Source organism: Paenibacillus curdlanolyticus YK9 (genome assembly GCF_000179615.1).
GTDB lineage: Bacteria > Bacillota > Bacilli > Paenibacillales > Paenibacillaceae > Paenibacillus_T > Paenibacillus_T curdlanolyticus.
In genome coordinates this window covers 126903-143425 of record NZ_AEDD01000002.1, presented here as the reverse complement: position 1 = coordinate 143425, position 16523 = coordinate 126903, and the positions used below count along the sequence as shown (strand labels likewise).

General features: G+C 52.1%; 16 protein-coding genes. 4 read left to right on the top strand and 12 right to left on the bottom strand.

The annotated features are described in order from the left end of the window. Positions 1-13 precede the first annotated feature (13 nt). The gene (locus PAECUDRAFT_RS04025) at positions 14-1672 is read left to right on the top strand and encodes a DUF11 domain-containing protein (protein ID WP_158306229.1); all 1659 of its coding nucleotides are present in this window, start codon (positions 14-16) and stop codon (positions 1670-1672) included. A 66-nt stretch (positions 1673-1738) separates the two neighbouring features. On the opposite strand, the gene PAECUDRAFT_RS04020 is transcribed toward PAECUDRAFT_RS04025, so the two are convergent. The 4 genes from PAECUDRAFT_RS04020 to PAECUDRAFT_RS04005 form a co-directional block, all read right to left on the bottom strand. Beyond that, positions 1739-2479 (bottom strand): hypothetical protein, encoded by a 741-nt coding sequence (locus PAECUDRAFT_RS04020; protein WP_006036826.1) that lies wholly within the window; start codon positions 2477-2479, stop codon positions 1739-1741. A 143-nt stretch (positions 2480-2622) separates the two neighbouring features. Next, on the bottom strand, positions 2623-4443 hold the full coding sequence (locus PAECUDRAFT_RS04015; protein WP_006036825.1) for an ABC transporter ATP-binding protein: 1821 nt from the start codon (positions 4441-4443) through the stop codon (positions 2623-2625). Positions 4444-4529: 86 nt separating this feature from the next. After that, a complete protein-coding gene (locus PAECUDRAFT_RS04010) occupies positions 4530-6281 on the bottom strand; it encodes an ABC transporter ATP-binding protein (protein WP_006036824.1) in 1752 nt (583 codons plus the stop codon). 76 nt (positions 6282-6357) lie between these two features. Then, positions 6358-6891, bottom strand: a complete 534-nt coding sequence (locus PAECUDRAFT_RS04005) for a hypothetical protein (protein WP_006036823.1) — start codon at positions 6889-6891, stop codon at positions 6358-6360. Positions 6892-7063: 172 nt separating this feature from the next. Between PAECUDRAFT_RS04005 and PAECUDRAFT_RS04000 the strand changes: the two genes are divergently transcribed. Next, entirely contained in the window at positions 7064-8059 is a 996-nt protein-coding gene (locus PAECUDRAFT_RS04000; protein ID WP_006036822.1) for a YpdA family putative bacillithiol disulfide reductase, read from the top strand. Between the two features lie 86 nt (positions 8060-8145). Here PAECUDRAFT_RS04000 and PAECUDRAFT_RS03995 read toward each other — a convergent pair whose 3' ends face one another. From PAECUDRAFT_RS03995 to PAECUDRAFT_RS03965, 7 genes are all read right to left on the bottom strand, one after another. Beyond that, positions 8146-9054 carry a polysaccharide deacetylase family protein gene (locus PAECUDRAFT_RS03995; protein WP_006036821.1) on the bottom strand — a complete coding sequence of 303 codons (909 nt, stop codon included), beginning with the start codon at positions 9052-9054 and terminating at the stop codon, positions 8146-8148. A gap of 68 nt (positions 9055-9122) precedes the next feature. Then, positions 9123-10235: a homoserine kinase gene (locus tag PAECUDRAFT_RS03990; RefSeq protein WP_199558717.1), complete on the bottom strand. Its 1113-nt coding sequence runs from the start codon at positions 10233-10235 to the stop codon at positions 9123-9125. Continuing rightward, positions 10232-10906 (bottom strand): MOSC domain-containing protein, encoded by a 675-nt coding sequence (locus PAECUDRAFT_RS03985; RefSeq protein WP_006036819.1) that lies wholly within the window; start codon positions 10904-10906, stop codon positions 10232-10234. The genes PAECUDRAFT_RS03990 and PAECUDRAFT_RS03985 overlap by 4 nt, the downstream gene beginning before the upstream one ends. Before the next feature lie 192 nt (positions 10907-11098). Further along, positions 11099-12757: an amino acid permease gene (locus tag PAECUDRAFT_RS03980; RefSeq protein WP_006036818.1), complete on the bottom strand. Its 1659-nt coding sequence runs from the start codon at positions 12755-12757 to the stop codon at positions 11099-11101. Positions 12758-12886: 129 nt separating this feature from the next. Next, complete coding sequence (locus PAECUDRAFT_RS24420; RefSeq protein ID WP_006036817.1) at positions 12887-13498, bottom strand: response regulator; 612 nt, start codon at positions 13496-13498, stop codon at positions 12887-12889. 53 nt (positions 13499-13551) lie between these two features. After that, complete coding sequence (locus tag PAECUDRAFT_RS03970; protein WP_006036816.1) at positions 13552-14163, bottom strand: DUF3298 and DUF4163 domain-containing protein; 612 nt, start codon at positions 14161-14163, stop codon at positions 13552-13554. 75 nt (positions 14164-14238) lie between these two features. Next, positions 14239-14964, bottom strand: a complete 726-nt coding sequence (locus PAECUDRAFT_RS03965) for a phosphonate ABC transporter ATP-binding protein (RefSeq protein ID WP_006036815.1) — start codon at positions 14962-14964, stop codon at positions 14239-14241. Positions 14965-15144: 180 nt separating this feature from the next. Here PAECUDRAFT_RS03965 and PAECUDRAFT_RS03960 point away from each other — a divergent pair, with 180 nt between their 5' ends. Further along, positions 15145-15366 (top strand): hypothetical protein, encoded by a 222-nt coding sequence (locus tag PAECUDRAFT_RS03960; protein WP_006036814.1) that lies wholly within the window; start codon positions 15145-15147, stop codon positions 15364-15366. Positions 15367-15427: 61 nt separating this feature from the next. On the opposite strand, the gene PAECUDRAFT_RS26560 is transcribed toward PAECUDRAFT_RS03960, so the two are convergent. Further along, positions 15428-15559 carry a hypothetical protein gene (locus PAECUDRAFT_RS26560; RefSeq protein WP_267879164.1) on the bottom strand — a complete coding sequence of 44 codons (132 nt, stop codon included), beginning with the start codon at positions 15557-15559 and terminating at the stop codon, positions 15428-15430. 197 nt (positions 15560-15756) lie between these two features. On the opposite strand from PAECUDRAFT_RS26560, the gene PAECUDRAFT_RS03955 reads away from it, so the two are divergent. Further along, positions 15757-16497, top strand: coding sequence for an HAD family hydrolase (locus tag PAECUDRAFT_RS03955; RefSeq protein ID WP_006036812.1), 741 nt, complete (start codon positions 15757-15759; stop codon positions 16495-16497). Positions 16498-16523 lie beyond the last annotated feature (26 nt).

Below are 16523 nucleotides of genomic sequence, written 5' to 3'. Positions count from 1 at the left end.
CGCGCGGGACATAATGCTGCTGAACCAGACGCATGTCCGGTTCAGCAGCGGCTCGCTTGAACAGGTCGCGTATTCCAATACTGTACAGACGCCTCTCATTGGTCCGCTTCTTACAGCCAGCAAACACGCAACGCCTGATCAGCTCACGCTTGGACAGACGGTGACGTATACGCTAACGATTGCCAATGAAGGCAATCGCGACGCTCAGGTGACCGTATTCGACGCCTTGCCTGAAGGCTTAGCGTTCATCCCGAACAGCGTACTGCGCGATGGCTCGCCGATACCCGGAAGCAAACCGGCGACGGGCATTTCAGTTGGCACGGTTGCAGTCGGCGCTACGGTGCAGCTCGTTTTTCAAGCAATTATGATCGCGATTCCGAACACTCGCGTATTCGTTAATCAAGCTCATCTCGCATATCGCTTTGCGACGCAAGAAGGCCGAGTTGTGACCGAAGCCGTGCAGTCGAATCCGGTCACGACTGCTGCTGTTCCTTTTCAACTGCATGCATACGCCCAATTGAGTTCCGTCGTTACTTTCATTGGCGATGCGCTATATTATGATGTCATATTGAAAAACGAAGGTTTAGAGCCGATCGACCATACGAGTGTTGCGACGCCGCTGCCAGCCGGCTTCGCTTTCGTTCCCGGCAGCGTCATAATGAACGATGTCCACGCCGCTTGGATCGATCCAACTGCCGGCATTCCCGTCGGCACGATTGCGCCAGGGGCGACAGTGTCCATTCGCGTAGGCTTGCGCGTGAACGGAACACCTGCATCTGCTAAAACCATCATCCAATCCGTTGTTCAATACGCCGTAAACAACGAGCCGTACAGTACCGATACAAATTCGGTTGAAGTGATTGTCATTGCGCCTTCCGTCTCCGTCGGTCTTACGACGAATCGGCTGACGGCGCCCGTCGGCTCCAAAGTGACCTATGAGGCAGTCATCACGAACGGCAGCAGCTTTGCTGTCGATGCCGTTCTGTCTGACCTATTGCCCAAGGGAACCACCTATGTACCGGACAGTCTCCGGATGAACGGAAACATCCGCAGAGGCGGCACGATTTCCAATGGAATCCCGCTCGGCACTTTGCTTGCAGGCTCTCGCACGGTAATCACCTATCAGGTTCTCATCCCGCCTGCGACGGAAGCAGCAGGTCTTCAGCCTATCCTGAATCGGGTTCGGGTAACGTACACCTTTCGCCTTCCGGACGGGCGGGTAATCGAGCAATTCGCACAATCGAATACAGAGGTGACCAACCTCATCGGTCCGATTCTGTCCATCACAGCTTCTGCCCATCCGGCTGAATTCGTCATCGATGAGTCCATCTATTACTCCTTCATCGTATCGAATACAGGAAATTGGGATGCGGACGTGACATTTTATCGCAGCGCGTATCCACCTGGCTTTGAGCTGCGGAATCCGCGCGTGAACGGCGCGAGCGTCGCTTATTTTTCAGCTGATGAAGGATTGTCGCTAGGGCTTCTACCCCCGGATGCCAGCATACGGGTCGCTTACCTTGTCTTCTGTGCAGAGCTGGATGATTGGGAACACTATGAAGTGGCGACACGCTGTATGGCTCGATATGTATATGAATACGATGGAAGCAGCTACTCGGGGATTTGCGAGGCGAATGAGCTGGTCATTCCGATTGAGGAGCAAGACGAATAAGTCTGAATCGATGCAGGAGAAAAAGCAGTCCCTGCGGACTGCTTTTTTCGCGTTTTAGGAGCAGGGTCAAATGTTGAGTTTAAACGGTTCCTCGGTAAAGAAGCCATTATTCGGGAATTCGCTTCGCTCGCCATACCCGATAAAGGTTTGCTGAGCATGCGGGATGCTGCGAATGATCTGGGTAATCGGCTCTTGCGCGTCGTAACCGTCGAATGAAATCCATTTCAAAATCTGCTCGTCGATGACGTCAAAAATGCTTGCGACCCTTTGGCTGCATTTTTGCCGGAATCGCTGCTTTACGTTATCCAAGTCCGGCAGCAATCGTTCAATCCCCGCAGAGGTTACGGTCAGATAATGCGGGAGCAACGTCATTTTGTTCGGAATCGGCGTGTTCAAAATCTCGTTGATGAGCAGCGGAACCGCCACGGCGTCGTCATCATCATAGAAAAAGTCAGGATTGTAGCCCATCGCGACATATTGATCATACATTTTGTGATGCTGCAGCTCGTTGTCTAGCGATTCCATAAAGATCGGGAACCAATGCCCTGCCCCGTCCGCTGAGCATATGCCATAACGCAAACGCTTAAAGCCCTGCCGTTGGATATCAAAATGCAGCAGCTCATGTGTAAACGCTTCCTCTGGATGCTGGCTGTCCGCCCAATAGATCGTTGCATGCTTCGATTTGATGTCAATGTTAGAGGACCAACAGCCTTCGTCGGTGGATGGCTGCAGATTGATTTTGTATTGAGCGGTCACGCGATTGAACAGATCTTCATTCTTGCTCGTAATGAGTTCTCTAAGTTTCATGTTCAAAGTCCCCTCCTGATTGATGACGGCGATATCGCTTCGTGGAGCTTATGAAGAGACATACTACTCTATTAAATCATTGCCGCACAAAAAAAGCCAACACGAGATTTCGTTGACTTTTGAGATTCGCATTATCATTCCCCTTATCCGGCTTGCGGCTTCGAAGAAGCCTCATGGAACGACTGCTGCATGAGCAGCTGCGATTGCACGAGATTCGCATATAAGCCGCTCGTTTGCATCAGCTCCGCATGCGTACCGCTCTCTGCGATGGTTCCATCTTGAACGACGAGAATCATGTCCGCGTCTCGAATCGTGGACAACCGATGGGCGATAATAAACGCCGTCCTGCCTTCCAGCACAGTCGCAAGCGCGGCTTGAATATGCTGCTCTGTCTCGGTATCAACGCTTGACGTTGCTTCATCCAGAATTAGAATGCGCGGATCGCTCAGCAGCACGCGCCCGAATGCCAACAGCTGGCGCTGGCCGACCGACAGCTTGCTTCCCCGCTCTTCCACCTGTGTATCGTAGCCTTCTGGCAAATGAGCTACGAATTTATCGATACGAACGCTCCGTGCCGCTTCGCGCAGCGCTTCATCCGTTGCATGCTCATTCCCGTACCGCAGGTTCTCTTCGATCGTTCCCGAGAAAATAAAAGAATCCTGCAGCACGATCCCCATCTGGCTGCGCAATGACTCTAGCGTCACATCCTTCACATCATAGCCATCAATGATTACTTTCCCGCCGGTTGCATCATAAAAACGCATGAGCAGGTTTACGATTGTACTTTTTCCTGCCCCTGTCGGACCGACAATCGCCACGCGTTGTCCCGGCTTTATGGAAACATTAATGCCATGAAGAACCTCGGGTTTATCTGGGCCGTAACGGAAGGAGACTTCCTTCAATACAACCTCTCCGCGAATTGGCGGAAGCGCCGAGGCACTCGCTGCGTTTTTCACCTCAGGCTCTGTATCCAAAATCTCGAACAGCCGCTCTGCTGAAGCCATCGCTGACAGCAGCTGGCTGTATACTTTAGATAACGCGCTGAGCGGACCCCAGAAGCGCCATAAATAATTGATGAAAGCCATGACAAAGCCGATCGTCAGCGTTTCATTCATGACCTGCCTTGCGCCGAACCAAACGACGATACAGGTGCCAAGCATGCCGACCATTTCCACGAGCGGCCACACGGTTGACTCCATTCGAATAGCGCGCATGAACGCCTTTTTATTGTCAATGTTAATGTCATTAAACTTCTCGTTATTCCCCGATTGCCGGGAAAATGCTTGCACGACCCGTATGCCTTGAATCGTTTCGTTCACGTTTCCGTTAATCGCTGACATCGTCCGTCTGGAGCGAGACCAAGCGCTTTCAATCCGCGTCCGCAGCGTCGATACGATCAAATACAGAAGCGGCATCGTCGCAAACGATAACAACGCCAGCTGCCAATCCATCCAGAACAAAATAACGACGATACCGGCCAGATGCGTCACTTCCATAACGGTCGTGATGAGTCCCCCGTTGATCAATTCGCCGATGGCATTCGTATCGTTCGTGATGCGCGACATGATTTTGCCGGCAGGGCGTCCATCGAAGAAACGAAACGATAACGTCTGCAGATGATTAAACAATTGCTGCCTTAAGTCGAACAAGACGCGCTGTCCAGTGAAGTTAATGAGCTTCGTGTGCAGCCATCCGAAAAGCCAGCCTAGCAACCGGAAGCCCAGCAATGCAGCGCCTACCCCATGTATAAACGTATAATTATGCTTAACAATTCCCTCATCAATAATATATCCGAGCAATAGCGGCTCTGCAAGGCTCAGCGCCATGTTCAGCAATACGACCGCGACGACAAAGCTTAACGTCCTGCGATACGGCAGGACATAACGCAGCAGCCTTCGCATATAGTCGAGCTGAAACGGCTTTTCTTCTAGCTCATCGACGGAATCCCACTCCACTTGACTCACGCATATCCTCCTTTGATCCTCATATAGTTACTGTCATTAAATAAATAGGCTATAAATGATTGATGGCGTAGTTGCAAAATCACGCCTTACGAATTCGAAGCAGCAGCCATCTCCTGCTGCTCCAACAGCCGACGGAAAAATCCGTCCTGCTCCAGCAGCTCCTGCTGCGTCCCCATTTGTGCAATCCGCCCGTTATCCAGCACAACAATCCGATCTGCTCGACGTATGGAGGACAGCCGCTGCGCAATAATGAAAGTTGTTCTGCCCTTCATAACCTCTAATAGCGCTTCATGGATCGCTGACTCGGTCGCGGTATCCACGCTTGCCGTCGCTTCATCCAACACGAGAATAGGCGGGTCCATCAGAATCGCGCGAGCGAGCGCTACGCGTTGGCGCTGGCCGCCTGACAATCCGACGCCTCTCTCGCCTATCAGCGTTTCATACCCATATGGCATATTGACGATAAAGTCATGGATTTGCGCTTTCCTCGCAGCAGCCTCCACCATCTCTTGCGTCGCATCTGGCCGTCCGTAAGCCACATTGTCATGAATCGTTGCCGAGAAGAGAAACGTCTCCTGAGGCACGATGCCGATGCTCTGGCGAAGGCCTTCGAGATTGTAGTTCCTCACGTCCACCCCATCCATGCTGACCGATCCTGCGGTCGCATCATAATAGCGTGAGAGCAAGGCGATCAAGCTGCTTTTGCCTGAGCCAGTAGCGCCTAGAATGGCAATCACTTCGCCCTGCTTGACTTGGAGCTGGATGTTGCTCAGCACATGGCTTGGCTCCGCTGCTGTCGTATCGAATGCGAAGGATACGTTCTCGAACGTAACAGTTCCCCCGATTCGGGCAGCATCGATCCCTCCGTCAGCAGGCGATTCGATATCGACTTTCGTATCGATTACTTCAAATACGCGCGGCGCTGCCTTCAACGCCTGCTGAAAAATATTAATTTGCCAGCCGAGCATATTAAGCGGCCAAATCAGCCCCCATGTATACCATTGAAACGCCATAAACGTCCCCAGCGACATTTGTCCCTTTGCAACATAGACTGCCCCAAGCCAAATCATAATCAGGAAGGTTAACCCCCCGAAAAATCCCATGAGCGGAAATGCCGTAGCTTCGAGCTTGGCGCGCTGCATGTTTGTATCAAAATTTTGTTCGTTGCGTTCAGCAAACTTACTCTGCTCCTTCTTTTCGCTTGCGAACGCTTTCACGACGCGTATGCCCGATATATTTTCCTGAAGCGTTGTCGTAAGCCGCCCCATTTGCTCCCGGATGTTCCCCCATGCGGGCCCAACCTTGCGATTGAACAGCCACATGACAACCAAGAGCGGAGGAATCGTGCTCAAGCTAAGCAGCGTAACCTCAGCTTGCATGGAAAGCATAAAAATTAACGTCCCGAAGAAGGTGGCGATGCCCGTAATCAGCATCATCGCGCCGAACCCGACGAAATTTTTAACTGCCTCAATATCGCCTGTCATTCGCGACATTAGCTGCCCGGTTTGCGCTTTGTCATAATACGTAAAGGATAAGCGCTGCAAATGCGCATACATTTCCTTGCGAAGCGTAAATACGACGTTCTGCCCGACCAGCTCTTGCGTATAGCCCTGTGCAAAAGCGCCTAAGCTTTTCACGCCCTGCATGCCCAACAAAGCCAGCGTCAGCAGAAGGACGGTGCCCATATTTTTCCGAGCGATCCCCTCATCGAAGATGTTGCGCAGCACCCAAGGCGCTAATAGATCGACAACCGTAGCAACAACCATAAGCCCAAGTGCAGCGAATGCCCACTTTGCGCTTGGTTTCACGTATTTAAGGATGCGAAGCAAGGTTGACATTGTGTTCCTTTCTCCCCTCTCATTGCTTCTTGCTCAAAAAAGAAGACCTGAAGCCGTTAGACTCAGGTCATTCTCCTTACAAATCGCGATGCTGCTGAAATTCATCCGGCTCAACGCCTTCTTCAACAGCGAATTCAAAGTCGTCGATGTCATAAATAAGCACTGGAATTTCCGCCTCGATGAGGCGCTCCTGAAACTCAATCTGATCCGACAAGATTGGCGTGTCCAGCTTCATGCCGGCGAGCAGCACTTCCGTTTCAATTGGATCGAACAGTTCCCCATATTGCGCGTTGTCGAGCGCATGCACAATCGTGAATTGAATTTTATCATTCAGCAGCAGCGGTGAGCTTTCGCGCCACGGCACCTGCAAGGCACGCTCTATTTTCTTCCGGTTTAGCGGGTCCTCGAAGAATGCGATCAACTCGCCAATCTTTTCCTTCACATGCTTATCGTCGGACGGATCCTCCATCACAGGATCTGCTCCATCCTTCATATCGTACAATTCAGCAATCGTCGAATATGGAACGACATAGTCCACCGGACGGCTTGGCACCAACAGATGCCCATATGTTGCCACCATGACTGCCTCTATAACAAATCGCCGCCGCATCTAGCAACCTCCCAGTCATACAATTGATTCCTATTATACATGATTCGAAAGCTCGTACCCAGTGTTAAACGTTGATTTATTGCCCGTCTCGAGTTCTAGATTTGCCATCGTTCACTAGAGAGCAGTACAATGATTGATACGATCTCTATAGGCAGGAGGCTGTTATTACCTTATGCAAACTATTCATCCCATTAACGAAAAAGCCATCATCATCGGCGCAGGCCCTTGCGGGCTTGCCGCAGCGCTTGAGCTGCAGCAGCTAGGACTGTCGCCGCTAATTATAGAAAGCCGCAATATCGTCCATTCCATTTCCCAATACCCGACTTACATGCGCTTCTTCAGTACGCCCGAGCTGCTTGAGATTGGCGGCATTCCGTTTACCACTTCAGGAGACAAGCCGACAAGACAAGAGGCGCTTGCTTATTATCGTACCGTCACGCTGCGCCGCGACATTCGCGTCAATGCCTTCGAAACCGTAACCGAGGTGCGGCCCGCCGGCGCGCGGTTTAGCGTCACGTCCGTTACACGGTTCGGAGAGATGAAGCAGTACGCATGCGATACGGTCATCATCGCTACAGGCTATTTTGACCATCCGAATACGCTTGGCATCCCGGGAGAAGAAACCGAGAAGGTCAGCCACTTTTTCCGCGAATCCCACCCCTACACCCGCACGAAGGTCGCCATAATCGGAGGAAGCAACTCCGCTATCGATGCTGCGCTTGAGCTGGAACGCGTTGGCGCGGAGGTCACCGTCGTATACCGGGGAGAGGCTTATTACAAAGGGATTAAGCCTTGGGTGCTGCCGCTGTTCGAAGGAATGGTCAATAAAGAAAAAATCCACATGCGATTCCGCTCGCGCGTCACACGGATCGATCCCGCTTCCATCCTGATTGAAGGTCCCGAAGGCGCGGAAACGATCCCGAACGATTTTGTGCTTGCGCTGACCGGGTTTCATCCCGATCGTGATTTCCTTACCAAAATCGGCGTTGCAATGGAGGCTGACGGAAGTCCGCAATTTAACGATGCGACGATGGAAACAAACGTCCCAGGCGTGTATCTTGCAGGAGTCGTCGCTTCGCGACGCGAAGCGAATGAAGTGTTTATCGAGACAGGCCGCCATCACGGCCGCCTGATCGCCGAGCATTTGTCCGCGACCCGATTAAGATAAACGACAACCTCTAGTCGCGCGAAAATTTGGCTAATCGCGATTAGAGGTTGTTTTATTTGCCCCCATTCAGCGCGGTTCTCGCCTGTTCACATCGAAAGCTGCAGCCTCTGCAGCTCCCGCCAGCCGATACGGATCAATTGCTGCTCCTCCATCGTTCGAATGACCATTTCATCCTGAAGCAAACGCCGCTCCCAATCACGCTTCGCAGCCTGCTCGTGGAACGCCTGCAGCTCCGCCGTCGCTGCTGAAGGGTGTACGATAATTTCGGAAACGCCAGGCTTCAGCGACGTAAGCAAATGGATGAATTGCGCCCGAAACGATTCATACGTTTCGCCAGGCTGCTCGCCGAATGGCAATCCCAACAAATAGTCCAAGACAACGACGCCATAGGCTTCCGCCTCTTCCGCCCGCTTTAACGCTTGATCCGCCAGCTCAGGAGGGGCCACTTGGCCCGTTTCAGTGAGCAAATGGCGAGGAAGCCGGAATGGCAGCCCATAGGCCGCGCACACCTCGAACACGATCGTCAGAAAATCACGGCCGGTCGTTAGCCCGTAGAGGCTGCCCATATGGCTATCCGCATGTGTCGGACGCATGCCAAGCTTTAGCGCCATTTCAAGCTGGGCGATCAGCTCGGCTTTGACCTCTTCGGGATCAGCCTGTCGCTCGAACGCCTTGACATCCTTCGGGAAATAGCCTTCATCGGTGACCAGCGAGCTTGTAGCGGAGGATCGGCATACCGGTCCCCATTTGTACAAATCCCATTCGCTCGTTGTTGTCCAATGAACGCCGACGTCCATCTCCGGGTGCCGCGCGCTCCACAACGCTGCATCTCTCGCCCAACCGCAAGGGAGCATCAAGGTCGCTGAGGACACGAAGCCGCCAGCCAACAAATCGCTAATCGTTTCATTAGACGTATGGCACAATCCAAAATCATCCGCATTAATGATCACAAGCCGATCCTCTTCCCCATATCCAAGAGCACGAGCCGTACTCATCGCGATACCTCCTCATCGGCATGCCGATTCGTTCGATTCGCTCTATTATATGGCGTCGTATAGCTCTTTCATTCGCTCATCGTCTCTCGAAACATATCGTGCAGCTGTACGCGATGCCGATCTACCCAGCCGATAACCGCATCCGCATGCTTGGCTTGCTCGATCCATACCGTCGAGTCGTCCAGCCCTTCGGACAGGCGTACGGCAAAATGCAAAAATACATCCAGCATCCGCAGCAGCATCAAATCCGGCAGCGCTGCCGTCTCGTCGACCCCAAGCCGCCTCTCATGCCCGAATCCTCTAGCGAAACGTTCGATCGCTTCGATTCGCTGCGCCTCCGTTCGATCGCCTCGGATAAAATCGACCATGGCAACTGCCGGCTCCATGGCGCGCAGATCGATCGTACAAAACTCAAAATCAAGAATGCCAGTCACGCGCCTGCCAATCGCAACCGCATTCGAAGCATTCAAATCGCCATGAATCCACTGATGGGGAAGTCTGCTTAATGTCGTTAACTTCAGTTGCAGCTGCTTTCTGGCAGCCAGAACGCAGCTTATGCTGATCAATGCTTCCTCCGGCAGCTCCGCTTGATAGGCAAGCGCTAACACAGCCTCATCGGACCAGCCCTCATACGCTTGCGCAAGCTCGTAATAGGGGCGGTATTCGGCGACGGTCTGCTCCATCGCTGGCAGCTTCTCCAATGCTCCGCTCAGCATACCGGCTGCACGGCCAAGCGATTCCACTTGCTCAAGATCCGCGACAGAAGGTCGCTCGCCTTCGATATAACGAAACAAAGACGCCAATTTCCCGTTGCTGTCAACGGTGATTGTATCCCCATTGCGATTCGTAACCGGGTCTGGCACCTTTAACGAAAAACCTGTACGCAGCAAAAACTGGAGCACCTCATGCTCCAGCTTTACAATCTTGGCATTTTGATGATTATTATATATGCGCAGCACAAACTGTCCGTCCGAACAGGCAATTATGCGAGTTGTATTATTCATCCCTGATGGACCTTGAATCGCACGCCAATCCGAAGGCAAATCATATTGCCCGATCAGTTCGGCAAGCGTCCGATCCATTGACGAATCCGAGTGTGCGGGATCGTTTATCTGTGCTGATGCTTCATCTGCATGCATGGCCTCTGTTCGCCCTTTCCTTTCAACCGATCTTGCAGTCAAGCCGTCTCATTGCCGCCTTCAAGCTTCAATAGTCGCTTGTTCAACGTATTCTGCCAGCTATCCGATAGCTCAGCGACAGCGAGCAGCCTGCGCATGCCAGCGGCGTCTGATTTATCGATATGCATAACCCGATTCGCTTCTGCGATCGTAATGGCTGCAGAATGCCGTTCCACGATAATCGCTTCATCCCCGGCGCTGAATGCGCCCGCCTCAAGTACGCGCAGGTAAAAGCCCGTAAAACCTGTTTTGGCTACCCAATCGGCAAGCTCCGGCACATCATATAGGGCTGCTAGTTTAAAGCAGGGCTGCCTTGGCTGGCTGACCTGCATTAGCGCACCGCCAAACCGAATTTTGTCTCCGATGCACCAGTCCGATTCATTCCAGCCACTCAGGGAAATATTTTCCCCGAATGCGCCATAGGTAAGCGAATGCCCTAGCAGCTGCTCCCAATACGGGAAATGGTCCGTTCCATACACGCATACGGCCTTATCCGGTCCGCCATGATTGACTAAATCTGCCTGGCCATCCCCCGGCAACCCATGCTCCGTCGCCAAAACAGCGCCTGTTACCGGACGCTTCACGATGCCGGACTGCACGAATTTACCGCCATGCGCGAGCTCAGCAGGCATCCCCACGTTTATTGCGGCAATTGTTGCTTTCAACGCAATCATTTCCCGTTTCCTCCTATCGCCATCCATGCTCTTTATCTCCGCTCATTATACCGAGAATCGCCAATCCTTGGCAAATGCGCCGTATTGTCACCATCGTTTCGACACAGCTTGTCGCAAAGCAGCATGTAAACGCTGTCGAACGGTTATCTTTTGTGTAACTTCATGCGTTTCCCCGGGAAATAAATGTTCTGATCATTTCCCATCCAAATAGAGCGGTCCGAATTTTCTCTCAATTCGCTGAAGCTCCTGTCGCGTCCGCTTGAATAATTTCCTCAGCTGCTTCTCGAATCGGGCGCCTCTCCATACAGCCGCTCCCCACGCGATTATGCCAATGCCTATAGCAGCTAAACCTGCGCTCAAGCTAAGCACTGCCGTTGCCCCGACTGCCATGCTTATCATCCCGATCCAAGCAATCCAGCGGATTGGGGTCCCTAATCGCCCTAATGACCACGGCGCTTCTTGCAGTTCCTTACGTTGCCGAGCGCTTAACAGGCGCAGCCCAAGCGGAATCGCACAGCCTAGCTGGCTAGCAGTTGCAGCAAAGGCTGCAAGCGGAATGCCAATGGCAGATGCGCCATTCCACGCTGCATAAGACATCCCAACGCCAGCTGAGATTATTGCCGCAGCGGTTACTGCCGAATTCGGCTTGCCGGTGCGGACCGACACACGGCTCCAACGCATTTTATCCGGCAGCGCGCCATCTCTGGACATCGCGAATAATATTCTTGATAGCGCATTCATTCCTTGTACGCCAGACCATCCAATCGCAAGAAAGACAGCAACGATGATGATGGGCTCGCCCGCCTTCCAAGCATGAGCCAGCGTAGTCAGCCCAATACCCAGCACGCCCGAGTCACCTTGAGCAATCGGAATGTTCAATGCGACAATCGCGAGCATTACGAAGCCAATGATATAGACATAGACGGGAGCCAAGTACATCGACCAAGCGCTTCGCACTCGAGGGTCAATCGTTTCCTCCGCGCTCGCAGCAGCGCCCTCGCTCCCGATGAACATCCGCTGCAGCAGCAGCACCCCTGCAAGCCACCCGATAGGCGACGAAGAAGACGACTCTGTTAGGAAATCAGCAGACCCCACTGTCTGGCCTCCGAATCCGAATAACGCTTCCGCAGGCAAGACGCCCGGCCAGCTTAACCACATAATCCTCGCAATCGCGCCGAACGCGATGACTGCGACCAGCCAAATGCCGATTGTCTGCATGGCGCTAAATCTATGCTGGCGTATCCGATTTACCCGCCACTGCATCGCATACATAACGAGCATAATAAGCATACACATCCAGGACTCATTCGCATAACCAAATTGGTTTGCCGCATAGCTCGACAACACCCTTGCTCCTGTATAATTCGTAAAGGCAAGGAACGCTGCATTGCCGGCGACATACAGCCACCCGGCCAGCCAGCTCCACCGTGCGCCGCCTAGCGCCAACGCCCAATGATACGGGCCGCCAGCTGTCGGAAAAGCGGAGCACAGCTCAGCCATTGCCGCTCCCGCGGCAATGCCGAACAGCCCGATGATCGGCCAACCCCATCCAATCACGGCAAGTCCGCCTTCGCTGATCGCCCAGCCGAATAAAGCGACCGTTCCGCCGACCAAGCTTAGCTGATGGAAGGAAAGCCCGAATGACGATGCATGCCCAAATTTGCGCAGCAGCAATTGGGGATACCCGAATCGGTTCAAATCATCTTTGTCATGAACAAATTGGACATAAGTCGATACACCATAGCATTGATGCTTAGATCGACTGATGCTTTTGCTTGCTGCTGCCGCACAAATAAGCGCAACCAAACAAACGGCTGCAAACAGCGACAGCGCCGCAATCCCTGCAAACATGAAAACCACTCCTAACGTTCCGATCTCAATGGTTTCATTGTATGAGGCATCCCGTCCGATCAGCACCTTACGCAAAAAGGACGAGCGATCTGCTGAAACCCAGCATCATCGTTCGTCCTTCTCCTTTTGTTACCGTGAATGGAGCTTCGCAGCGCGGATGCGATCATCTGCCTGCAGCTCAGCCAAGACAAAGCTCTTCACCGTATGAATATCAAACGGCTTGGCAAAAAAACGCAGCGCGCCTAACCGTTCGCCTTCCTCCAGCCGCTCCGGATCCCCGTAAGCCGAGATGAACGCGCTTTTCACTCGCGGATCAATGCGGCGAATGCCTCGCAGCACCTCAACGCCATCCATGCCCGGCATGTTCATATCCAGCAGCACAAAATGCACCTCATGCCGTCGGAACAGCTCCCACGCATCTCGACCGTTGCCCGCATCGAGCACGCGTACCCCTTCCGACTCGAACACCTCGCGAATGAGCAGGCGAATCATAATTTGATCATCTACGATCAATAATGTGGGCTTGTCTGCGACGGCACGAATAATGCGCATCTCTTCTTCGTGCTGCGCAGAAGCGCGATTCCCGCTCTGGGCATGCCCGAGCATTTTCTCCGCTTCTTTCCCGTTTCGTTCATTGGAAGGCTTGTCCTTCCGTTGCAGGCTCCGATTCCGGAGCCCTCTCATGATGATCAGCGTGACTACGACCGTAATCACAATGACACTGCCAATTAGCGCTAGCATTTCTGCTCCCTCCGGGGCACTCATTATTGTTTATCGCATGTTGACGGTGGAAGCTAGTTATTCACGACCATCGGACCGAGCGGACCATTCTCATTAATGATATCCTGCAGGTCAAATACCGATATCGGAAAATACAAAAAACCATAAACATATGCCGCGATTTCATACAATTGAAAATAAATGACCAACGCGCGATCCGCGACATAAAAATCTTGGTCGGGACGAATCGTTTTGAACGGCTCGAACGTCTCAATGCCTCGCGCTGTGATTTGAGCTGCTACAAGGTCAGAAATGCGCTTCACATAATCAGAACCGGGCTTGAACAGCTCAGCTAGCTTATAGGAATGCCCCGTACCTGTGTTGAAGGTCAGAGAGTGTTGAAGCGTCATGCCATGCGCGCCGCCCGTATAAGCATAATTAAAGAGCGACAGGCTTAGCACGCCTTTCTCGTTCGTCTTCACTTCAAAAAAGCCGTTCATTTCGGAGCGCGGATCCTCGAGCGAGCCCTGCTCCGACGCCAGCTGCTGTACGACGCGTCTTATTTCAGTGTTCATCGCATGCTCAGCGGTCGGATTAGGCGCACCGGAAAGGACGGGTATGTACAGCTCGGTCTTCGGCCGGGTCGCCCGATAGGTTTGAATAACAAGAGGCTGTTGAAACGCCATGAGGAGCCACCTTCCTAATCGATCAGATGGTCCAGTGTATGCGCAGCCCATTGTCCATCATACCAGCCTCGAAAGTTACAGCTTGCGGCGTTCCATCTCCGTTAGCCTTCTTCCTTTAACATCAAACAAGAGCTTGCCGCCGCTCAAGCCGAAGGTCCGATCCGCAAACCGCTCGGCGTAGTCGCCTTGATGAAGCGCTGCAATGACAATCAGCCCCTGCTCTTTGCAAAGCCGCTTCAAATCCCCCAGCACTTGGTCGGCCGAATGAGGGTCCAATCCTGTAACCGGCTCATCGGCCAAAATGACCTTCGCCCCATGGACAAGGGCACGCGCAATGGCAATACGCTGCCGTTCCCCTCCGCTCAGCTTGTTTCCCTTCATGTGTGCCTTATCGAGAAGTCCAAGCTTCTCGATCGTATCCATAGCGCCCATATAATCATCGCTGCGGACCATGCCGGTCCAACGGCGCCAGAATGGCGTCTGATTGACTGAACCGATTTGAACGTTTCGCAGCGCCGTTTTATCTTGATAAAGCCTTGGAGACTCTTCGAGATAAGCGATCTCGCGCCTTACTTTGCTCCTGCCCTTCAAAAATTGCTCTTGAACATTAACCTGGTCAAATATATAAGTGCCCTTCGACCATTTTTCCCGAAGCGCCAAGCAGCGAAGCAGCATGGATTTCCCGCTTCCGCTTGCCCCTTTCAACGCGACGAATTCCCCAGCTTCGATCTCGAAGCTAAGGTCATCCAACACTTTTGGGCCACCCGGAATTTGCTTCGTTAAGTGCGATACTCGAATCATGACGTGCTCTCCTTTAAAACGATGAAGTATGCAATCTGTCTGGTTCACATGACGGATAAATCTGTCTCTATTATTCTAGTTTACGGTAAACAAAAAACAGTTTCCATCCGAACAAATGTTTGGTATAATAAAAACAGGAACAAACGTTCTATTCCACCCAATTAAAGGAGGCCGATCATCATGAAGCGCTGCGAGAATTATCGTTATGTAGAGAAAAGAAGTCCTTATCGTGACCTTACGTTTAAATTTTATAGCGACGGCAAACTTACTATCGTAGATAATGACGCTGGTACTTCGATCGCGCCGAAAGAATTGCGTGGCGACAGCTTCGATTTTTATGTCAGACGGCGTATCGAATTTATTAAGAACGATTTGGCTGCCAAGCGGCTGAAATATGCTTAATCGATAATAGTACGGAAGACCAAGACATCCCGAACAAATCGGACCCGTCTTGGTCTTCTCTTTAGTTTTTATTAATGCCATTAAGGCTTGCTGGACGCTCTGCCTGCTTCCTCGCCTTCGCTGTTTGTTCTTCTTCCTTCAGGCTTGCTTCGTTATGCTGGTTTTTCGTTTTCTGGCTTTTATTATAAGGCACTTGGCTCACCTCCGGGTTTAGCATTCGCTCCACTCTGTTTCATTATTCCGTTTGACTTCGGGTCATTGGTTACGGTAGATTGGTGTCAGGAGGGAAACGCCGCCAATCCTGCATTTATGCAACAATCTGGCGTGCTCAGATGAACGATCGGGCAATGTCCGACGGTTATCTTTTCTGACAAAGGAGCCGTGCCAACGATGAAACAAAACCTATTTTTTGACCTAGACGACACGCTCGTTTACTGCAACAAGTATTTTTATCTCGTCATCGAACAATTTGCTGATGCTATGGCCACTTGGTTCCAAGGCTATGAGGGCATTACTCCGCAAGTCATTAAAGACAAACAGACCGAGATCGATATTGCTGGCGTTCATATCGTCGGCTTCAAGAGCGATCATTTTCCAGAGTCGTTCATTGATACGTATCGTTATTTCTCTGATCTGACGGGACGCGCTCGCTCCGATTCCGAGGAGAACTTCTTATGGAAGCTCGGACGCAGCGTATATGAGCATGCAGTTGAGCCTTATCCGTTCATGGAAGAAACGCTCAATCATTTGGCCGAATCCGGCCATGAGCTGCATCTTTATACGGGCGGCGAGCTGCTTATCCAGCGCCGGAAGATCGAACAACTGCAGCTTGAACGATATTTTGGATCTCGCATCTATATTCGTCGGCATAAGAACAACGAAGCGTTGGAATCGATTCTGCACGAGGGCTCGTTTGATCGAGACCAGACATGGATGATCGGCAATTCCATTCGTACCGATGTCGTACCAGCCCTGAAGGCCGGCATTCATGCCATTCATATGAAGATCGATAGCGAATGGGCTTATAACAATATCGCCATCGAGGTTCAGCCACGCGGCGCATTCATGACGCTTCAGAGCTTGCCGGACGTTCCGCCAGCCATTCATACTTACGTGAATGCGCGGCCTTAACGCATCAACAGGTTGATTCAACAACA

Bases quoted from the DNA above. Each gene is read 5' to 3' on its own strand.
- PAECUDRAFT_RS04025 (WP_158306229.1), top strand. From the start codon at position 14: ATGCTGCTGAACCAGACGCATGTCCGGTTCAGCAGCGGCTCGCTTGAA.
- PAECUDRAFT_RS04020 (WP_006036826.1), bottom strand. From the start codon at position 2,479: ATGAAACTTAGAGAACTCATTACGAGCAAGAATGAAGATCTGTTCAAT.
- PAECUDRAFT_RS04010 (WP_006036824.1), bottom strand. From the start codon at position 6,281: ATGTCAACCTTGCTTCGCATCCTTAAATACGTGAAACCAAGCGCAAAG.
- PAECUDRAFT_RS04005 (WP_006036823.1), bottom strand. From the start codon at position 6,891: ATGCGGCGGCGATTTGTTATAGAGGCAGTCATGGTGGCAACATATGGG.
- PAECUDRAFT_RS04000 (WP_006036822.1), top strand. From the start codon at position 7,064: ATGCAAACTATTCATCCCATTAACGAAAAAGCCATCATCATCGGCGCA.
- PAECUDRAFT_RS03995 (WP_006036821.1), bottom strand. From the start codon at position 9,054: ATGAGTACGGCTCGTGCTCTTGGATATGGGGAAGAGGATCGGCTTGTG.
- PAECUDRAFT_RS03985 (WP_006036819.1), bottom strand. From the start codon at position 10,906: ATGATTGCGTTGAAAGCAACAATTGCCGCAATAAACGTGGGGATGCCT.
- PAECUDRAFT_RS03980 (WP_006036818.1), bottom strand. From the start codon at position 12,757: ATGTTTGCAGGGATTGCGGCGCTGTCGCTGTTTGCAGCCGTTTGTTTG.
- PAECUDRAFT_RS24420 (WP_006036817.1), bottom strand. From the start codon at position 13,498: ATGCTAGCGCTAATTGGCAGTGTCATTGTGATTACGGTCGTAGTCACG.
- PAECUDRAFT_RS03970 (WP_006036816.1), bottom strand. From the start codon at position 14,163: ATGGCGTTTCAACAGCCTCTTGTTATTCAAACCTATCGGGCGACCCGG.
- PAECUDRAFT_RS03965 (WP_006036815.1), bottom strand. From the start codon at position 14,964: ATGATTCGAGTATCGCACTTAACGAAGCAAATTCCGGGTGGCCCAAAA.
- PAECUDRAFT_RS03960 (WP_006036814.1), top strand. From the start codon at position 15,145: ATGAAGCGCTGCGAGAATTATCGTTATGTAGAGAAAAGAAGTCCTTAT.
- PAECUDRAFT_RS03955 (WP_006036812.1), top strand. From the start codon at position 15,757: ATGAAACAAAACCTATTTTTTGACCTAGACGACACGCTCGTTTACTGC.